General features: G+C 62.6%; 19 protein-coding genes. 9 read left to right on the forward strand and 10 right to left on the reverse strand.

Annotation, left to right across the window (positions count from 1 at the left end; translation table 11 throughout):
* On the forward strand, positions 1–164 hold a 164-nt coding region (rpmG, locus tag B7Y49_RS10560), incomplete at its 5' end, for a 50S ribosomal protein L33 (protein ID WP_374127619.1).
* A 91-nt stretch (positions 165–255) separates the two neighbouring features.
* Here rpmG and B7Y49_RS10565 read toward each other — a convergent pair.
* Positions 256–618, reverse strand: a complete 363-nt coding sequence (locus B7Y49_RS10565; RefSeq protein WP_374127553.1) for a response regulator — start codon at positions 616–618, stop codon at positions 256–258.
* A 41-nt stretch (positions 619–659) separates the two neighbouring features.
* Here B7Y49_RS10565 and B7Y49_RS10570 point away from each other — a divergent pair, with 41 nt between their 5' ends.
* From B7Y49_RS10570 to B7Y49_RS10585, 4 genes are read left to right on the forward strand one after another with little or no spacing between them, the layout of a single operon-like run.
* Positions 660–956, forward strand: a complete 297-nt coding sequence (locus B7Y49_RS10570; protein ID WP_374127554.1) for a DUF3572 family protein — start codon at positions 660–662, stop codon at positions 954–956.
* Positions 953–1,576, forward strand: a complete 624-nt coding sequence (locus B7Y49_RS10575; RefSeq protein WP_374127555.1) for an HAD family hydrolase — start codon at positions 953–955, stop codon at positions 1,574–1,576. Before B7Y49_RS10570 ends, B7Y49_RS10575 begins: the two co-directional genes overlap by 4 nt.
* A 32-nt stretch (positions 1,577–1,608) precedes the next feature.
* Positions 1,609–2,088, forward strand: a complete 480-nt coding sequence (locus B7Y49_RS10580) for a RidA family protein (protein ID WP_374127556.1) — start codon at positions 1,609–1,611, stop codon at positions 2,086–2,088.
* A 10-nt stretch (positions 2,089–2,098) separates the two neighbouring features.
* Positions 2,099–3,235 (forward strand): GNAT family N-acetyltransferase, encoded by a 1,137-nt coding sequence (locus tag B7Y49_RS10585; protein ID WP_374127557.1) that lies wholly within the window; start codon positions 2,099–2,101, stop codon positions 3,233–3,235.
* Positions 3,236–3,239: 4 nt separating this feature from the next.
* Here the strand turns inward: B7Y49_RS10585 and B7Y49_RS10590 are convergent, their stop codons facing one another.
* From B7Y49_RS10590 to B7Y49_RS10600, 3 genes are all read right to left on the reverse strand, one after another.
* Positions 3,240–4,826, reverse strand: coding sequence for a hypothetical protein (locus B7Y49_RS10590; protein WP_374127558.1), 1,587 nt, complete (start codon positions 4,824–4,826; stop codon positions 3,240–3,242).
* 9 nt (positions 4,827–4,835) lie between these two features.
* Positions 4,836–6,566 carry a hypothetical protein gene (locus B7Y49_RS10595; protein ID WP_374127559.1) on the reverse strand — a complete coding sequence of 577 codons (1,731 nt, stop codon included), beginning with the start codon at positions 6,564–6,566 and terminating at the stop codon, positions 4,836–4,838.
* 242 nt (positions 6,567–6,808) lie between these two features.
* Positions 6,809–8,044 carry an argininosuccinate synthase gene (locus B7Y49_RS10600; protein ID WP_374127560.1) on the reverse strand — a complete coding sequence of 412 codons (1,236 nt, stop codon included), beginning with the start codon at positions 8,042–8,044 and terminating at the stop codon, positions 6,809–6,811.
* A gap of 212 nt (positions 8,045–8,256) precedes the next feature.
* Here B7Y49_RS10600 and B7Y49_RS10605 point away from each other — a divergent pair, with 212 nt between their 5' ends.
* Both B7Y49_RS10605 and B7Y49_RS10610 read left to right on the forward strand, forming a co-directional pair.
* The gene (locus tag B7Y49_RS10605) at positions 8,257–9,075 is read left to right on the forward strand and encodes a hypothetical protein (protein ID WP_374127561.1); all 819 of its coding nucleotides are present in this window, start codon (positions 8,257–8,259) and stop codon (positions 9,073–9,075) included.
* Positions 9,076–9,120: 45 nt separating this feature from the next.
* Entirely contained in the window at positions 9,121–9,543 is a 423-nt protein-coding gene (locus B7Y49_RS10610) for a DUF1801 domain-containing protein (RefSeq protein WP_374127562.1), read from the forward strand.
* Between the two features lie 3 nt (positions 9,544–9,546).
* Here B7Y49_RS10610 and B7Y49_RS10615 read toward each other — a convergent pair whose 3' ends face one another.
* Both B7Y49_RS10615 and B7Y49_RS10620 read right to left on the reverse strand, forming a co-directional pair.
* A complete protein-coding gene (locus tag B7Y49_RS10615; protein ID WP_374127563.1) occupies positions 9,547–10,308 on the reverse strand; it encodes a molybdopterin-dependent oxidoreductase in 762 nt (253 codons plus the stop codon).
* Complete coding sequence (locus B7Y49_RS10620; protein WP_374127564.1) at positions 10,308–11,081, reverse strand: cytochrome b/b6 domain-containing protein; 774 nt, start codon at positions 11,079–11,081, stop codon at positions 10,308–10,310. Before B7Y49_RS10620 ends, B7Y49_RS10615 begins: the two co-directional genes overlap by 1 nt.
* 104 nt (positions 11,082–11,185) lie before the next feature.
* Here B7Y49_RS10620 and B7Y49_RS10625 point away from each other — a divergent pair, with 104 nt between their 5' ends.
* A complete protein-coding gene (locus B7Y49_RS10625) occupies positions 11,186–11,800 on the forward strand; it encodes a flavin reductase family protein (protein ID WP_374127620.1) in 615 nt (204 codons plus the stop codon).
* A gap of 13 nt (positions 11,801–11,813) precedes the next feature.
* Here B7Y49_RS10625 and B7Y49_RS10630 read toward each other — a convergent pair whose 3' ends face one another.
* From B7Y49_RS10630 to B7Y49_RS10645, 4 genes are read right to left on the reverse strand one after another with little or no spacing between them, the layout of a single operon-like run.
* Positions 11,814–12,221 carry a hypothetical protein gene (locus tag B7Y49_RS10630; RefSeq protein WP_374127624.1) on the reverse strand — a complete coding sequence of 136 codons (408 nt, stop codon included), beginning with the start codon at positions 12,219–12,221 and terminating at the stop codon, positions 11,814–11,816.
* The gene (gene rlmN, locus B7Y49_RS10635; protein ID WP_374127565.1) at positions 12,196–13,419 is read right to left on the reverse strand and encodes a 23S rRNA (adenine(2503)-C(2))-methyltransferase RlmN; all 1,224 of its coding nucleotides are present in this window, start codon (positions 13,417–13,419) and stop codon (positions 12,196–12,198) included. Before rlmN ends, B7Y49_RS10630 begins: the two co-directional genes overlap by 26 nt.
* A 46-nt stretch (positions 13,420–13,465) precedes the next feature.
* Positions 13,466–13,954 carry a hypothetical protein gene (locus B7Y49_RS10640; RefSeq protein WP_374127566.1) on the reverse strand — a complete coding sequence of 163 codons (489 nt, stop codon included), beginning with the start codon at positions 13,952–13,954 and terminating at the stop codon, positions 13,466–13,468.
* Positions 13,951–14,595: a histidine phosphatase family protein gene (locus tag B7Y49_RS10645; protein ID WP_374127567.1), complete on the reverse strand. Its 645-nt coding sequence runs from the start codon at positions 14,593–14,595 to the stop codon at positions 13,951–13,953. The genes B7Y49_RS10640 and B7Y49_RS10645 overlap by 4 nt, the downstream gene beginning before the upstream one ends.
* A gap of 197 nt (positions 14,596–14,792) precedes the next feature.
* Here B7Y49_RS10645 and dnaN point away from each other — a divergent pair, with 197 nt between their 5' ends.
* Positions 14,793–15,905 (forward strand): DNA polymerase III subunit beta, encoded by a 1,113-nt coding sequence (gene dnaN, locus B7Y49_RS10650; protein ID WP_374127568.1) that lies wholly within the window; start codon positions 14,793–14,795, stop codon positions 15,903–15,905.
* The last annotated feature ends 1 nt before the right edge of the window (position 15,906 follow it).

The raw sequence follows: 15,906 nt of genomic DNA on the forward strand, positions 1-15,906 counted from the left end.
CAAAGCCGACCACCGTCAAGATCAAGCTCGTCAGCTCGGCCGATACCGGCTTCTTCTATGTCACCAAGAAGAACCCGCGCACCCAGACCGACAAGCTCACCTTCCGCAAATATGACCCCGTCGTGCGCAAGCATGTCGACTTCAAGGAAGCCAAGATCAAGTGATTGGCCGGGCGGCGTAAGCCGTCCTCCGATCTTCCCGACGTCTGTTGGGATCAAGGGCCGCAGGGAAACACCCGCGCGGCCTTTTGCTTGTCTAGATCAGCGCCTTCACCTGCGCCACAAACGCCGCCAGCGCGATCGGTTTGGATACATAGGCGTTCGCGCCCGCTGCCCTGATCCGTTCCTCGTCGTCGCGACCGGCATAGGCGGTAACCGCCATGATCGGGATGGTGCGCAGCGCCAGATCGCCCTTAAGCTGCGCGATCAGTTCATAGCCGCTCAGATGCGGCAGCTGGATATCGGTGATGATCAGATCGGGCAGGAAAGCGCGCGCGCGTGCCACCGCTTCGCGCCCGTCGCGCACCCCTTCGGCCACATATTCATGCGCGCGCAACAAATCACAGAAAAGTTTGAGGTTGAGTTCGTTGTCCTCGACAACCAGCACCCTTTTTGCCACGTGCGCTTCGATCCTTTTCTTCAGGCCCAAGCGAATAGGCAATGCGCCCGCCCGTGACAAATAGAGACTCTGACACAGCTTCTGTTGAAGACGCCGGCCTGATCGGCTTGCGCGCGCTTGCCTGGGCATTGGCCGATGCCGATCGTGCCAGCCGTCTGCTCGCGCTGACCGGGCTCGATCCGCAGGCGCTGCGCGCGAATGCAAGCGATCCCGTGACGCTTGCCGCCCTTCTCGGCTTTCTCGAATCGCACGAACCCGACCTTGTGGCCTGTGCGGCCGATCTTGCTATCAACCCCGCCGCGCTGGTGCGTGCGCGCCAACTGCTGGATGCCCAATGAAACCCTTGCTCATCACCGATTGCGACGAAGTGCTGCTTCACATGGCCCGCCATTTCGGCACCTGGCTGGGGGAGGCTCATGACATAGATTTCAACCTCGCCCATCACGACATGGCCACGAGCATGTCCCGCCGCGACGGAACGCCACTGGCGCGTGAGGAAATGTGGACATACCTTAGCGGCTTCTTCCCCGCCGAGATGAATCGCCAGACTTTGGTGCCGCATGCCCGCGAATCGATCGAGGCATTGGCGGCGATTGCCAATATCGTCGTCCTCACCAACGTGCAGGATCATTGCCGCCCCGCCCGTATCGCGCAGCTCGAGTCATTCGGGATTACCCACCGTGTGGTCACTAATCAGGGCGGCAAGGGAACGCGCGTTGCCGAGCTGGTCGCCGAACACGGCGATCCGGTAACGGTGTTCGTGGACGATCTGGCGGTACACCTCCAGTCCTGTGCCGATCATGCGCCGCAGGTCCACCGGCTGCATATGGTATCCGAACCCCAACTGGCGCCGAATGTGGTGCCGGCTCCCGCCGCCCACGCCCGCATCGATGACTGGCGCGAGGCGAAGGACTGGATCGCGGCGCGCTTTGCCGCCGGTGTGCCTGCCAGCGCTTGACCCATTTGGGGCTGCGTGGTTTGGCTTGTGGCATGACTGATCGAATCGCCGCCAAGCTTGCCGAACTCGGCCTCGCCCTGCCTGTCGCTGCCGCGCCCGTGGCTGCCTATGTTCCGACGGTTGAAGTGGGCGGGCTGCTCCACATCTCTGGCCAGTTGCCGTTCGATGAGGGCGTGCTGATGAAGGGTCGGGTCGGGGAAGACCGTGACCTGGCCTATGCGCAAATGGCCGCCGAACGCTGTGCGCTGATGCTGGTTGCACAGATGCAAAAGGCACTGGGCGGGCTCGACCGGGTCGTTCGGATCGTCAAGCTGGGCGTGTTCGTCAACAGCACGGTGGATTTCACCGATCAGGCCAAGGTCGCCAATGGCGCATCCGAACTGATGGTCGCCTTGTTCGGAGAGGCTGGCAAACATGCGCGTAGTGCGGTGGGCGTCGCGGTTCTCCCGCTGGGCGCGGTGGTGGAAGTTGACGCGATCGTCCAGGTTGGTCCGTCGGTCAGCGGGAGTTGATGGCACCATTATGAGCGAGCGCGATCTCGTCGCTCGATTATCACCGGGCGTCGCCAGCATTGCCGCTGCCGATTGGGATGCCTGTTCGGGCGCAGACAATCCGTTCCTCAGCCACGCTTTTCTCTCAATCCTTGAGGAATCGGGCAGCGTCTCACCGCGCGCAGGGTGGCAATCGATCCCGATCGTGATCGACGGTCCGGATGGCAAGCCTGCGGCGATTGCACCAGCCTATGCCAAGGGGCACAGCCAGGGCGAATATGTGTTCGATCACGCCTGGGCCGATGCCTGGCACCGGGCGGGCGGGCAATACTACCCCAAGCTCCAGGTGGCGGTGCCCTTCACCCCGGCGCCCGGCCCCCGGCTATTGCTGCGCGATCCTGCGCTCGCCCCGGCGCTGATCGGCGCGATTGAGGCGGTAACCACACAGCAAGGCTTGTCGAGCGCGCACGCGACCTTTGTCAGCCCGGAACAGCTGCCCTTGTTCGAACAGGCCGGCTGGCTGATTCGCGCCGGTACGCAATTCCATTGGCGCAATGACGGCTATGCCAGCTTCGACGATTTTCTGGGCGCACTCGCCAGCCGCAAGCGCAAGGCCATCCGCAAGGAACGAAGTGGAGCGGTCGAGGGGCTGACGATCCGCCACGTTACCGGCACAGACCTGACCGAGGCTGATTGGGATGCGTTCTGGGTGTTCTATCAGGACACGGGCGCACGCAAATGGGGTACCCCCTATCTCAGCCGCCGCTTCTTCTCACTGCTGGGCGAGCGAATGGGCGACCGGGTGCTGTTGATCCTCGCCGAACGCAATGGGCGGCCGATTGCGGGCGCACTCAACTTGATCGGCACCGATACGCTGTATGGCCGCTATTGGGGCGCGACGGAGGACGTGCCGTTTCTTCATTTCGAGCTCTGCTATTACCAAGCAATCGACGCGGCGATCGCGCGGGGGCTGCAATCGGTGGAGGCCGGCGCGCAAGGCGAACACAAGCTGGCGCGCGGTTATGCGCCCGTCGCCACCTGGTCAGCGCATTTCATTCCCGATCGCAATTTCCGGCACGCGATCGCCGATTTCCTGGTGCGCGAGCGCGAGGCCGTGGCGGCGGACAGGGAATATCTTGGCGAGATGACCCCGTTCAAAAAAGCGTGACGCCTCACCGGGGCGGCGGGGTCAGTTCTTCGCGAGTCAATTGCACCGCAGGCTTGGCGTGATCGATGCGGAACACCGCGCTCGTGCCGTCACGCCAAAGCGGGATCAGCCCTGCCTCCAGCTTTTTATCATATTCGGGTGGCTGGATCAGCCAGACATAATCGAAGGCGTCGCGCGGGAATTTGGCGAGCGAGCGCGAGATTGGCCGCCACCATTCGCGCGGGCACTGGACGTGCGTGACGATCTGCGAGGGATCATGGCGAAAACCGCGCGCCGCCTTGTACCGGGTCGTCAGCAACTGCGCGCCTGCCATTGACCACTGATCGTTCGAATAGGCCATGCGGCGTTCGAGCGCGAGCGCGGGCACATGTTCGAGCCGGCTCATGAACCACTCATTGTAACAGGTCTCACCCACAAAGGTAATCAGCTTGGCGCCGATGGGAATATGGGCAAGCGCCTTAAGCTGGCGATCATAGCTTTGGTCATATTGCCAGAAGCTCGCCGTGCTAGCGGCCACCCGCACGCTGAAGAATGCCATCCCCATCGCCGCCAGCGTCGCCGCGCCGCGGATCGACAGGCCCTTGCGGGGGCGCAGCGCGATCAGGGCAATCGCAAGCATGAACGGGGCCAGCCGCATATCGGCATAGGCCGAGCCAAATACGACGCGGGGCAGCAGGATGAAGACGGCGAGCAGGAACAGCGCCGATAGCGCCAGATTGCGTGAATATTCGATATTGGGATCACGAAATCCCTTGAACAGGATCAGGTAGAGCACCGCTGTCGATGCGATATCGAATGCCTGCCAGCGATCGCGCAACACCATCGTCAACCAGCCAACCTTGGCGCGCCAGTTGAACCAGTCGCCGGTCTGCCCGCTCACCCCGCCGCCACTGCGCCACACCACCATCAGCACCATCGGTAGCGCGAGCGGCACGCAGTTGAGGCAGGCGCGTACCCAGGCATTCAACCAGCGATGGCCCAGATCATGCTGGCGGATCATCTCCGCTGAAAAGGCGAGGACGCCCAGGAACCCCCAGCCAAAAGTATGGCACAACCATAACAGGCAGCTGATCGGCACAAAGACGATCGCACGCAGCTGGAGCTTGCCGAGCCGCGCGAGCCGCAACCACAACGCAAAGGCATTCAGCGCCAGCGCCATCGACAGCGCGAAATTGACGAAGCCGAAATGGAAAGGAAAGCTATAGGCCAGCGGCAGCGCGAATAGCGCCGTGGCGGGGATGCGACCATGCACTTCGCGCGCAATCCACAACAGCCCGGTCACGATCATCGGCGGGATGGTCAGCACGATCAGTTTGACCGCGAGCTCGAGCCCGAAGATCGGCGCAAGGGGGATGATCAGCAGATCGAGCCCCAAATTGCCGATCAACGCCCAGTTGAAGTTATACCATTCGGTGAGCCAGGGGTAAGTATCGAGGTCGAGCTGAACGCGGTAGCGCCCCATATGGCCGGGCAGGTCGACAAGCGGTGGGATATCGGGCCACAGCAACGGAATCGCCGCCATAACGGCCGCGATCGCCACGAACTGCCGTGTCTGCCACCAATGAAGCCGTTCGGCCGTGTCCCCCTGCATGCCCCCGCTCTAGTGCGGAGTGGGCGGGGTCGACAACCCGTGTTGCACCGCAAAAATACGGATCGGCAGGCGATATTGGTTGATTGGCACCAGCCAGGCCGGGGGACGACCCGCTTCAAGGGCGCCGATCAGCCGGTTCGAATCACGCACCCAGGCGAGATCGAGTGAATCGAATCCGCCGCCGCAGAGCACGACATAATCGGCCCCAACCCGGTCGGCGATCGACCGCGCCGCTTCTGGCCCGCTCAGGTAAAAGCGATACATCGAAGCATTGCCGGCATTGTTGCGATGATAGGGGGCCGCGATCAGCCGGTGGCGTGTGCCCGCAATCGCATAAGCGCCCATGTCCATCGGGGCGATCACGGTGCCAGGCGGCAGGCTGGCAAGAACGGCGATGGCGTCGGCGCTCGTGCAGCTGACAGTGGAGCTTGATGGCGTAGGATGCGGCGGCGTCTGGGGGGATGCGGGCGCGCCCAATGCCTGTGCAGCAATCGGATAAACCATGCCGGCCGAGCCGATCCAGGCCCCCGCCAGCCAGCCCGGCCCCCGCCTGCGTGCGGCGGTGATGACGGTGGCAAGGGCCGGCGCCGCCAGGATGGCGCCGCCATAGGCACCGCGCAGTTGGACGAAGCACAAGATCAGCGACGCAAGCTGGAAGCAGATCAGGACGACCCAGATCAGGCTGCGCCGCCGATAGGCGCAGACGCTGCTGGCGATCAACCCGACGACCAGCAGCCCGATATAGCCGATGGCACCCCCTGGGGCGGCAACGAGCAGCGATTGCGCTTCCCCGACATTGTCGAGCCACAGTCGCGCGAGCAGGGGGTCAACAGCACCATAGGGCGTGGCGCAGGGCCGCGCGACGGGCACCAGCATCGCTGCACCAACCAGCGCGATCAAGCCGCTGGCCGCGACGCGGTGGCGTGGAGAAGTCATCCCCGATCCCCCCAGCGCGAGGATGATCGGCGCAAAACTCGCCAATTGAGCGCCCTGCCAGGCGATCTTGGTAAACCCGTCGCAGGCGGGATAGGTCCAGCCATCGGGCGCAAAGACGATGCGCGCAAAAGCAAGGCAGAGGCCGAATGTCAGGCCAAAGCCCATTAGTTGCGCACCCGGCCCGCCGCTCGCCCATCGCGCCCACACGATCATCGCCGCGACGACGATAAAGGGCGCGGTTTCCAGCCCGATCACCAGGCTGGCGCAAGCTGCAACGCCGATCAGCGCACCGCTCACCGTGTTGCTCACCGCCCCGGGTAGCATCAGCAGCGCGCGCACCATCACCAGCATCAGCACGATCTGGAAACCGTGATGATCGATCCGGCCTGGCATGAACAAGGTCGTGACAGGATAGCCCACTGCCGCAACGATGATGGCGGTGCGGGCGGTGGCAGGCTCGATCGCGCGGGCAATGCCGCCGATCAGCCACAGGGCCGCCACGAACAACGTTGCTGGCCAAGCGATAACGGCCACCAGCGCCGCGCGCGCAGCCCCAAGGCTGGGCGTCAGCTGCGCGATGATCGCGGCTGGCACGAGATCGGGCAGTCGCGACCAGTGCATCGCCAACCCGTCGATGCCGAGGCGGTGCTGGCTGAGATCGCGAAAAGGTTGGCCGCCCAACCAGTCGCGGATTTGTTGCAGCCGCATCGCATCATCGGTGTCGGGCAAGTGAAGCTGCGCCAGATTGGCCCAATCGCGCCACGCCCAGGCGATCGTCAGCACGGCCGCAATGGCAATCGCCACTGCCCCATCGCCGATGATCGACCGCCAATGTCCCCGCCGCGCCATAACCGGTGATTACCGGAGCAGCGTTAAGGCGCGCTTAGCGTCGCGGCTTGAATCTGGCGGTTAGAGCAATGCGACGTGAAATTGTATCGCTACAACCCTCCGTTCGTGTCGAGCGAAGTCGAGACACCGTGCGCAGCACTTGCGGCACGTTCCTCGACGGTGCTCGGGACAAACGGAATAGGTTGAAGCCATCAACTCTACGGCTGGTCGCGCCGCCCGAGCAGCCGCAACCGCAGCGCGTTTAACTTGATGAAGCCCGCCGCATCGCGCTGATCATAGGCTCCCTGATCGTCCTCGAAGGTCACAACCTTTTCGCTGTAGAGTGAATAGGGCGATTTGCGGCCAATCACATAGACACCGCCCTTGTACAGCTTCAGCCGCACGGTGCCGGTCACCTTGATTTGGCTATGGTCGATCGCCGCCTGCAGCATCTCGCGCTCGGGCGAGAACCAGAAGCCGTTATAGACCAGTTCGGCATAACGCGGGGCGAGTTCATCCTTCAGGTGCGCCGCCCCCCGGTCGAGCGTCAGCTGCTCGATGCCGCGATGCGCCTGATAATAGATCGTGCCGCCGGGCGTTTCGTACATCCCGCGCGATTTCATGCCGACAAAGCGGTTCTCGACCAGATCGAGCCGACCGATGCCGTGCGCGCGACCGAGATCGTTGAGCTTCGCCAGCAGCGTGGCGGGCGACATCGCCTCACCGTTCAGCGCAACGCCATCGCCGCGCTCGAAATCGATCGTGATGATCTCTGGCGTATCGGGTGCATCCTCGGGGTTCACGGTGCGCGAATAGACGTAATCGGGCACTTCCTCCCAGGGATCCTCGAGCACTTTGCCTTCGGAACTGGTGTGGAGGATGTTGGCATCGGTTGAAAAAGGTGCCTCACCGCGCTTGTCCTTGCTCACCGGAATCTGGTGCGCCTCCGCAAATTCGATCAGCTTGGTGCGGCTCGTCAAATCCCATTCACGCCACGGCGCGATCACCTTGATGTCGGGGGCGAGCGCGTAATAGCCGAGCTCGAAGCGCACCTGATCATTGCCCTTGCCGGTCGCGCCGTGGCTGACGGCATCGGCATTCAGCATCCGGGCAATCTCGATCTGGCGCTTGGCGATCAACGGGCGGGCGATGCTGGTGCCGAGCAGGTACAGCCCCTCGTACAGCGCATTCGCGCGCATCATCGGGAATACATAATTGCCGACAAATTCCTCCCGGAGATCATCGATGAAGATATGTTCGGGCTTCACGCCGGCCTGTTCGGCCTTGCGGCGCGCGGGTTCGAGTTCCTCGCCCTGGCCCAGATCGGCGGTGAACGTCACCACTTCGCATTGATAGGTCTGCTGCAGCCATTTCAGGATCACGCTGGTATCCAGCCCGCCCGAATAGGCGAGCACGACGCGTTTGATATCGGGGTGGGTGTTCCGATCGGTCATGGAAAACTCCGGGATACATGCGGTGCGGGAATGGCCCCGCGCTCTATGGTGCTATCCTCTAACGCGCAAGCGCCCCGGAAGCCGCCGACGCAATCGGCATCGCGCGCGCAGGACGGCAAGCCAGCGTCCAGATTATGTGCCAAATTCTTGAGAATTTTGGAGATTTCACACGAGCCCTATCGACAACTCCGGGCAGAATTGACAGCTTGGCCATGATCGAGATCATGATTGGGTCGCCCACTATGGCCTGTTTACCTGCAATCGTCCGTCACGCTATTGCGGCTTGCCTTGCGCTCATGTTGCTGATGGGGCCGATGGCGGCGTGGGCGTGGCAGGAGACGCCGAAGCAGCAACCCCAGTCAACGAGCGACTCCGTGCGGGACATTGTCGTGGCAGCACGTCCACGAGCACGATCTACCATGCGACCGCCGATGCGTGATGTGGTTGATTATTATCAATATTATTGCGTCGAATCGATGCGGTTAACGGGTCGCGGCACGGCGCCTGTCAAAGATCCTGATTGGCAGCAGATCGATAGCCAGGATCTGGCCAAGCTTGGTGCCGTGGGGCCGGGCGCGCGCGCCTATGGATCGCGCGATGAGGAAAAGGGGTGGACGATCTTGCTGCGGCTGAAGCAAGTGCCGAACGATACCGGCCTTGACGAACAGGAATGTGCGATCGTGATTGTCGGTCAAACGGACCAAAAGGCGATCATCGCACGCATGTCGAAGGTTTTGTGGTCGAGGCCAACCACCCTCCATGTCGGCCGGTATGATGGCGTCGACGAAGCGCCCGGCTGGGATCGCTGGCTATGGACCGGCACGCCGATGCGAAGATCGAAGAACTGGGCCTCCAGCATGACCAACCGTGGTGGCAATGGTAGGCTTAGAGACACCTACGTTGTGATCACCACTCACTCTTATTATCATCAATATGACTATATTTATGGCGAGTTGAAGGTCAGCACACCGGACAAAACGCCGATTACGGTGCTGAGCTTCAATTATGTAACCCGGGGCGGTAAGAAATAGGGTGATCCGCGCGTTGTGGCGGTCGACAGCCTGAGGAGTCGTTCATTGGCAGAGAACAAGACCAAGCCGACCGCGAGCAGCGTCGACGACTTCATCGATGCCGTCTCCCATCCGGGCAGACAGGCCGATGCGCACGTTGTTCTGGACATGATGACGCGGGTGACGGGCGAACAGCCTCGCATGTGGGGGCCATCGATCATCGGGTTCGGCAGCTATCATTATCGCTATGAAAGCGGGCATGAAGGCGACATGTGCCGGATTGGCTTTTCGCCGCGTGCGGCCAATATCGTCCTCTACATCATGCCGGGCTTTGCAGAGGAAGGCGTCCGGCTGGCCGCGCTCGGCAAGCACAAGATCGGCAAGTCATGTCTGTATGTGAACCGGCTTGCCGATGTGGATCTGGCTGTGCTCGAATCGATGGTGCGCGATGCGTGGGACTGGATGAACGCGCGCTATCCGAAAGACTGAGCCTCAGATGCCCGCATAGGTGTCATAATCGACATGGTCTTCCCAATAACCGCCCTTGCCGAGGCCAATGCCGTCGAGCGAAGCAACCGCCTCCACGCCCATCACATATTTGGCCTGTTTATACCCCAGCAGCCGCTCGGCGCGCAGGCGGATCGGCGCACCATGGGGTACCGTCACCAGCTTGTCGTTCATCTGCCACGCGAGGATCGTCTGCGGGTGGAAGGCATCAAACAGATCGACCGATTCGTAATAATTGTGGCCGCGATAGATATCGGCGCAGTGGAAGATCACCCAGCGGGCGTTATCCTTCATGCCCGCGGCCTTCAGGATGCTGCCAAGCGTCGGCCCATGCCATTTGCCGATCGCGCTCCATCCTTCGACACAATCGTGCCGGGTGATCTGCGTGCGGGCAGGCATTGACTGGAGCTGGGCCAGCGACAGATCGAGCGGGCGGTTGACGAGCCCGGTCACCTTGAGCTTCCAGTTTGCGAACTTCTCCGCCACCATCGCGGTGTAATCGGGCGTGCCAGGGTTCAGCGTGCCATTGGCGCGGAACACCGGCGACATCTGATCAGGCCGAAATTCTTTGGCCAGTGAGTTGCGGTTCGACAGTGCCTGTTGCGTCCAGCGGTGGACGTTATCGGCGGAGAACAAAATCTCGCGAAAGCTTTGGTTCTGCGCCAGCTTATCGCAACCCGACAGGAGCAGCCCGGCCCCGGCAGCAGCGCCGCCAACCAGCGCACGGCGTGAAATCAATCCCGACATCAGTGTTCATCCTTCGGTACGCGCCAATAGCCCGTGATCATCGATCGCACCTCGTCGATCGGTCCCGCCAGAATGACGAGTGCCAGATGGACGATGATGAAGCCGATCAGCGCGACCATCGCGATGAAATGGATCGACCGGGCAGAAGAACGTCCGCCGAACAGATCGATCAGCCACGGCCAGGCCGCATCCATGCCAGGGGACATCGCCAGCCCGGTAAAGATGATCGCCGGGATCATGATGAAGATCGCGCTGGCATAGGCGATCTTTTGCAGGACGTTGAACGCCGCCGGATCCTTGGGATCGTGGAAGCGCAGCGCCGCATGCTCCTTGATGTCGTACCACAGATGCGACGGGGTCAGTTCGGCTGCCCTGATCGCCAGCTGCTTCTGGAAATGCCGGTTGATCAGGCTGGAGATCATGAAGCCAAGCAACGAAAAGCCGAGCACCAGCGCAAAGAAGAGATGCCAACGCCGCGACAGCGCCAGATTGTAGCTGCCCGGAATCGTCATCCACCCCGGCGCGCGCGGCAAATGCAGCCAGGCCGGATCGGGGTTTGCGCCGAATTGCCCCCAGTAGAGGTGCGGGTGGGCGTTCAGGATGCCGAGCCCGCTGCCGATCATGATGAAGACCGCGACGACGTTCAGCCAATGCCACACGCGCGTCGACGCATTATGCTTGTAGATCCACCGAGCCGCGCCATGGCCTGCAGGTGCCGGAGCCGGACTGGCGGCTGGCGGGCTTGCCGCATTTGGGTCGATTGCTGCGTCCATCATACGCCCTTCAAAACGCGGGTATCCGCTGCGGTGGCGAGCGGCTTCAAAGCAGCATACGTATCGGCACCGCGATTGGTGACAGCTATAGTGGAGCTCGGACGATAACGCACCATTTCTATCAGATTGCGCACGGGCACGGGCTGAGGCATGATCCCCTCAGCGCCATCGTTGCGCCGCGGCCGATCGGCTGGATCAGCACCACGAGTGTGGCCGGCGTCCGCAATCTGGCCCCTTACAGCTTTTTCAACATGTTCAATTACATGCCGCCGATTATCGGTTTCGCCTCGATCGGGTGGAAGGACAGTGCCGAGAATGCAACGGCGACGGGCGAATTCGTCTGGAACCTCGTCACGCGCTCCCTAGCCGACGCGATGAATGCGTCATCAGCGATGGTAGAGGCTGGTGTCGACGAATTCGCGCTCGCCGGGCTCGAAGGGGTGCCCTCACGGCTCGTCGGGCCTGATCGAGTCGCGGCCAGCCCGGTCAGTTTCGAATGCCGCACCAGCCAGACGATCCGCCTGACCAGCGCTGCCGGGGTCGATACCGATAGCTGGCTGATCCTGGGCGAAGTGGTGGGCGTGCATATCGACCCCGCGATGATCGACGACGGCGTGTATCAAACGGCCCGTGCCCGGCCGATTACCCGTGGTGGCGGCTGGGGCGATTATTTCGAACTGTCAGAGGAGGCGCTGTTTCGCATGAAGCGTCCGGGGTGAAGGGTCGCCTGTTTCACGGGGCGCCCACGAACCACCGTGCCAATGCAAACAGCACACCGCCGACGAACAATGTGCCAAAGATCGACTTGGTCCGGGCCGCGAGCCAATTTGGCAGGTAAATATCGAAATTTGGTTGGCGGTCGTTTGTGTAGCGTGCTGCGATGGCACCAAGCGGGCACCGGCCTTGATTGACGGCAAGGACGGCCACTTCGACCAGCACAACGCCGATTGCCCAGGCCGCAGCGACCAGGTTCGATGTCGCTGCACCTATCCAGATTGCAGCGATTGCCGTGACGAAGAACGCCCAAATCACGGTGTGGATCGTCTTGATGGCTCGAAGCGACTTTGGGTCAGGCGACTGCGGGATGTCGATCATGATCCCGCCGACCGATCGATCACCCGAGCGCGACCTGCTTCTCATCGGCCAGCCGGTCGAGATCGGCCCGGCTCATCCGCTCGCTCGCGGTTTTCAGCTGGCCACACGCGGCATCGATGTCGCGCCCGCGCGGGGTGCGCACCGGGGCGGAAATGCCCGCGCCGAACACGATGCTCGAAAAGGATCGGATGCGTTCCGGCGTCGAGCATTCGTAATTCGAACCCGGCCAGGGGTTGAACGGGATCAGGTTCACCTTGGCGGGCAGCTGATACTGTTTGATCAGCCGGACGAGCTCGCGCGCATCCGCGTCGCTGTCATTCTTGTCCTTCAGCATCACATATTCAAACGTGATCCGCCGCGCGTTGTTCGCGCCGGGATAATCCGCGCAGGCCTGTAACAGCTCCTCGATGCCGTATTTGCGGTTGAGCGGGACGATCTCGTCGCGCACCTCTTTCGTCACGCCGTGGAGCGACACAGCGAGATTGACGCCGATCTCCTCGCCCGCGCGCGCCATCATCGGCACCACGCCACTGGTCGACAGCGTGATCCGCCGCTTGCTGAGCGACAGCCCGTCGCCGTCCATGATCAGTTTCAGCGCATCGCGGACCGCATCGAAATTATAGAGCGGCTCGCCCATGCCCATCATCACGATGTTGGTGAGCAAGCGCCCCTCGGGCTGGCTCGGCCATTCGCCCAGCCCGTCGCGCGCGAGCATCACCTGCCCCACGATCTCGCCCGCGGTCAGGTTGCGCACCAGCCGCATCGTGCCAGTGTGGCAGAAGCGGCAGTTGAGCGTGCAGCCGACCTGGCTCGAGACGCAGAGCGTGCCGCGATCCGCATCGGGGATGAACACCATTTCGTAATCCTGGGCGCCCTGCCCGTCGCCCGCGTCCGACCGAAGCAGCCATTTGCGCGTGCCGTCACTCGATACCTGCGCCTCGACCACTTCGGGCCGACTGATCACGAAGCGCTGTTCGAGCCAGGGCTGCATTGTTTTGGAGATATCGGTCATCACCGAAAACTCGGTCGCGCCGCGATTATACATCCAGTGCCACAGCTGCTTGGCGCGCAGTTTCGCCTGTTTGGGCTCAAGCTGCGCGGTTTCGAGCGCCATCCGCAGATCGGCCTTGCTCAAGCCGATCAAGTCGATCCGCCCGTCGGCACGGGGCACAAAGGTGCGCGGCACGGGTACGGGATCGATGTGCCCGGGGATGGGCATGGTCAGCGCTTCGGTGGTCTGCATCGCGGGCACATAGGGCAAAAGGTGGCGTTTTTCTACCCGGTCCGGTTTAGCGCCCGACGCACCCCAAAGCCGCGGCATCGATTGCGGTTGCCGCACCGCGCAGCGCATAGACATCGACGAATGGACGGCCGCCTTTGCCGAGTGCCTCGACGCTGAGTGAGCGACCCGATCGGATCGCAGCGACAATCGCCGCGTCGGTTCGCGCGTCGGGGGCCCAGGCATCGGCATTGCCGGCGACCAGCTCGAACCGACGCTCACCGACGCTGATCGTCACGCGGGCGCGCGGATCGCGTTCATGGCTGAGGCGGATATGGAGTTGCGCGCGGGCGTTCTGGCCGGGCCAAGTCGCGATGCTGGCAAAGGGACGCCAGTTGCCGCCGCCGGTGCTGCGCTCGATCGGGGTCGAAATCGCGAAGCATTTCAGCGGGGAGGGATCGCGAAATGCGCCCCAGCGATCGAAAATGCCGAGCGGCTCGCGGGCGATGGCCGGGGTGGCGGCGCTGACCAGCACCAGCAGGAACGCGATCCGCTTCACGCCGGTGCGCGCCCGGTGCCGAGATGGACGATCGTCTCCACGCCCTGCTCGATCATGACCAGCGATCCTTGCGGCAGCCCCCGCAAGGTCGGCGCGCCGAGCACCGGATGCACGGCAGCGCCGGTCATCACCCCGCGCAACACCCGACTAGAAATGCCGTGCATGATGACCAGCCGGTCGCCGGGATCGTCATTGGTTTCGGCCAGCCAGTCGCTGACGCGTGTGGCGATCTGACCATAGGTTTCGCCATCGGGCGCGGGCAATAACAGCCCCGTGCCGGGTTCGATGATCGTCCCGAATTCGGTCATGACATCGGCATAATATCGCCCGCCCCAGCACCCCATGCCAATTTCGACCAGCCGGTCGTCATGCTGCGCATCATGCCAGTCGAGCCCGAGATGCTCGGTGATCACCGCTAGTGTCTGCAGCGCGCGGCCGGTGCTCGATGCCCATAACGTCAGCGGCGGCTTCGGCCCCAGATAGGCTGCAAGCGCTGCCCCCATCTCATCGGCCTGGGCAAAGCCTGCACGCGTTAGCGGCGTGTGCGCTGCCTCGCCCTGCAACCGGCGGGCAGCATTGAAAACAGTCTCGCCGTGGCGGGCGATGAAATCCCGGCCTTTGCGGATGTGCCCCTTGATCATGGCTGGGGTTTTCACTGCGCCTGAATCAAAAGCAATGGTCAAAAAGCATTCCAACGGTGGGACGCCCGGGGGCGCTTGCCCCGGCCCTGTTTATGTTTAAGGAAAGAGACACGGCGAATTGTACCCGGTGCAGTCCTTGCTTGGGTGAAGATGATGCGACGGTGCGATTATCATGGGCGGCGGCCCGGGGGAGACCAATGAAAGCGACGATCGAACGCGCCACCTTGTTGAAGGGCTTGAGCCACGTCCAGTCGGTGGTCGAGCGGCGCAATACCATCCCGATTTTGTCGAACGTGCTGATCGAAGCAACGGCAGACGGCACGATCAAGCTCATGGCGACCGATCTCGATCTCCAGATCAATGAACATATCGCTGCCAGTGTCGAAACGCCGGGTGCGACCACGGTTTCGGCACACACGCTGTTCGATATTGCCCGCAAGCTGCCCGAAGGCAGCCAGGTGAGCCTGAGCGCTGCCGAAGGCCGCATGACGATCATGGCCGGGCGCGCCAAGTTTCAGCTGTCCACCCTGCCGCGTGACGATTTTCCGGTGATCGCCGAAGGCGAATTGCCGACCAGCTTCGAGCTGCCCGCCGAAACATTGAAGCAGATCATCGACAAGACGCGCTTTGCGATTTCGACCGAGGAAACGCGCTATTATCTGAACGGCATTTTCCTGCACGTATCGGATGATCCGCTGCCCGTGCTGAAGGCCGCGGCGACCGACGGCCACCGGCTCGCCCGCGTCACCGTCACCCGGCCCGATGGGGCAGAGGGGATGCCCGACGTCATCGTGCCGCGCAAATGCGTCGCTGAACTGCGCAAATTGCTCGATGAGATCGACGGCTCGGTCGGCGTCTCGCTTTCCGCCACCAAGATCCGTTTCGATCTCGGTCAGGCGCTGCTGACGTCGAAACTGATCGACGGCACCTTCCCCGATTACAGCCGGGTGATCCCGACGGGCAACGACAAGATCCTGAAGATCGATCCGCGCGCGTTCGAGGAAGGCGTCGACCGCGTCTCGACGATCGCGACCGAAAAGACCCGCGCGGTGAAAATGGCGCTCGATCGCGACAAGATCACGTTATCGGTCACCAGCCCCGAAAACGGCACCGCGGCCGAAGAAGTATCGGGCGATTACGCCGCCGCACCGTTCGAAATCGGCTTCAACAGCCGCTATCTGCTCGACATATTGGGGCAGGTGCACGGTGACACGGTGGAAATCCACCTCGCCGATGCCGCCGCCCCCACGCTGATCCGCGAGAACGACAAGGCGCCCGCGCTCTACGTCATCATGCCGATGCGGGTGTGAC

The organism is Sphingomonas sp. 28-62-11, from assembly GCF_002278865.1.
Taxonomy (GTDB): Bacteria; Pseudomonadota; Alphaproteobacteria; order Sphingomonadales; family Sphingomonadaceae; genus Sphingomonas.

Bases quoted from the DNA above. Each gene is read 5' to 3' on its own strand.
- B7Y49_RS10585 (WP_374127557.1), top strand. From the start codon at position 2,099: ATGAGCGAGCGCGATCTCGTCGCTCGATTATCACCGGGCGTCGCCAGC.
- dnaN (WP_374127568.1), top strand. From the start codon at position 14,793: ATGAAAGCGACGATCGAACGCGCCACCTTGTTGAAGGGCTTGAGCCAC.
- B7Y49_RS10570 (WP_374127554.1), top strand. From the start codon at position 660: ATGCGCCCGCCCGTGACAAATAGAGACTCTGACACAGCTTCTGTTGAA.
- B7Y49_RS10600 (WP_374127560.1), bottom strand. From the start codon at position 8,044: ATGACCGATCGGAACACCCACCCCGATATCAAACGCGTCGTGCTCGCC.
- B7Y49_RS10615 (WP_374127563.1), bottom strand. From the start codon at position 10,308: ATGTCGGGATTGATTTCACGCCGTGCGCTGGTTGGCGGCGCTGCTGCC.
- B7Y49_RS10580 (WP_374127556.1), top strand. From the start codon at position 1,609: ATGACTGATCGAATCGCCGCCAAGCTTGCCGAACTCGGCCTCGCCCTG.
- B7Y49_RS10590 (WP_374127558.1), bottom strand. From the start codon at position 4,826: ATGCAGGGGGACACGGCCGAACGGCTTCATTGGTGGCAGACACGGCAG.
- B7Y49_RS10575 (WP_374127555.1), top strand. From the start codon at position 953: ATGAAACCCTTGCTCATCACCGATTGCGACGAAGTGCTGCTTCACATG.
- B7Y49_RS10630 (WP_374127624.1), bottom strand. From the start codon at position 12,221: ATGAGAAGCAGGTCGCGCTCGGGTGATCGATCGGTCGGCGGGATCATG.
- B7Y49_RS10605 (WP_374127561.1), top strand. From the start codon at position 8,257: ATGATCGAGATCATGATTGGGTCGCCCACTATGGCCTGTTTACCTGCA.
- rlmN (WP_374127565.1), bottom strand. From the start codon at position 13,419: ATGCAGACCACCGAAGCGCTGACCATGCCCATCCCCGGGCACATCGAT.
- B7Y49_RS10620 (WP_374127564.1), bottom strand. From the start codon at position 11,081: ATGGACGCAGCAATCGACCCAAATGCGGCAAGCCCGCCAGCCGCCAGT.
- B7Y49_RS10645 (WP_374127567.1), bottom strand. From the start codon at position 14,595: ATGATCAAGGGGCACATCCGCAAAGGCCGGGATTTCATCGCCCGCCAC.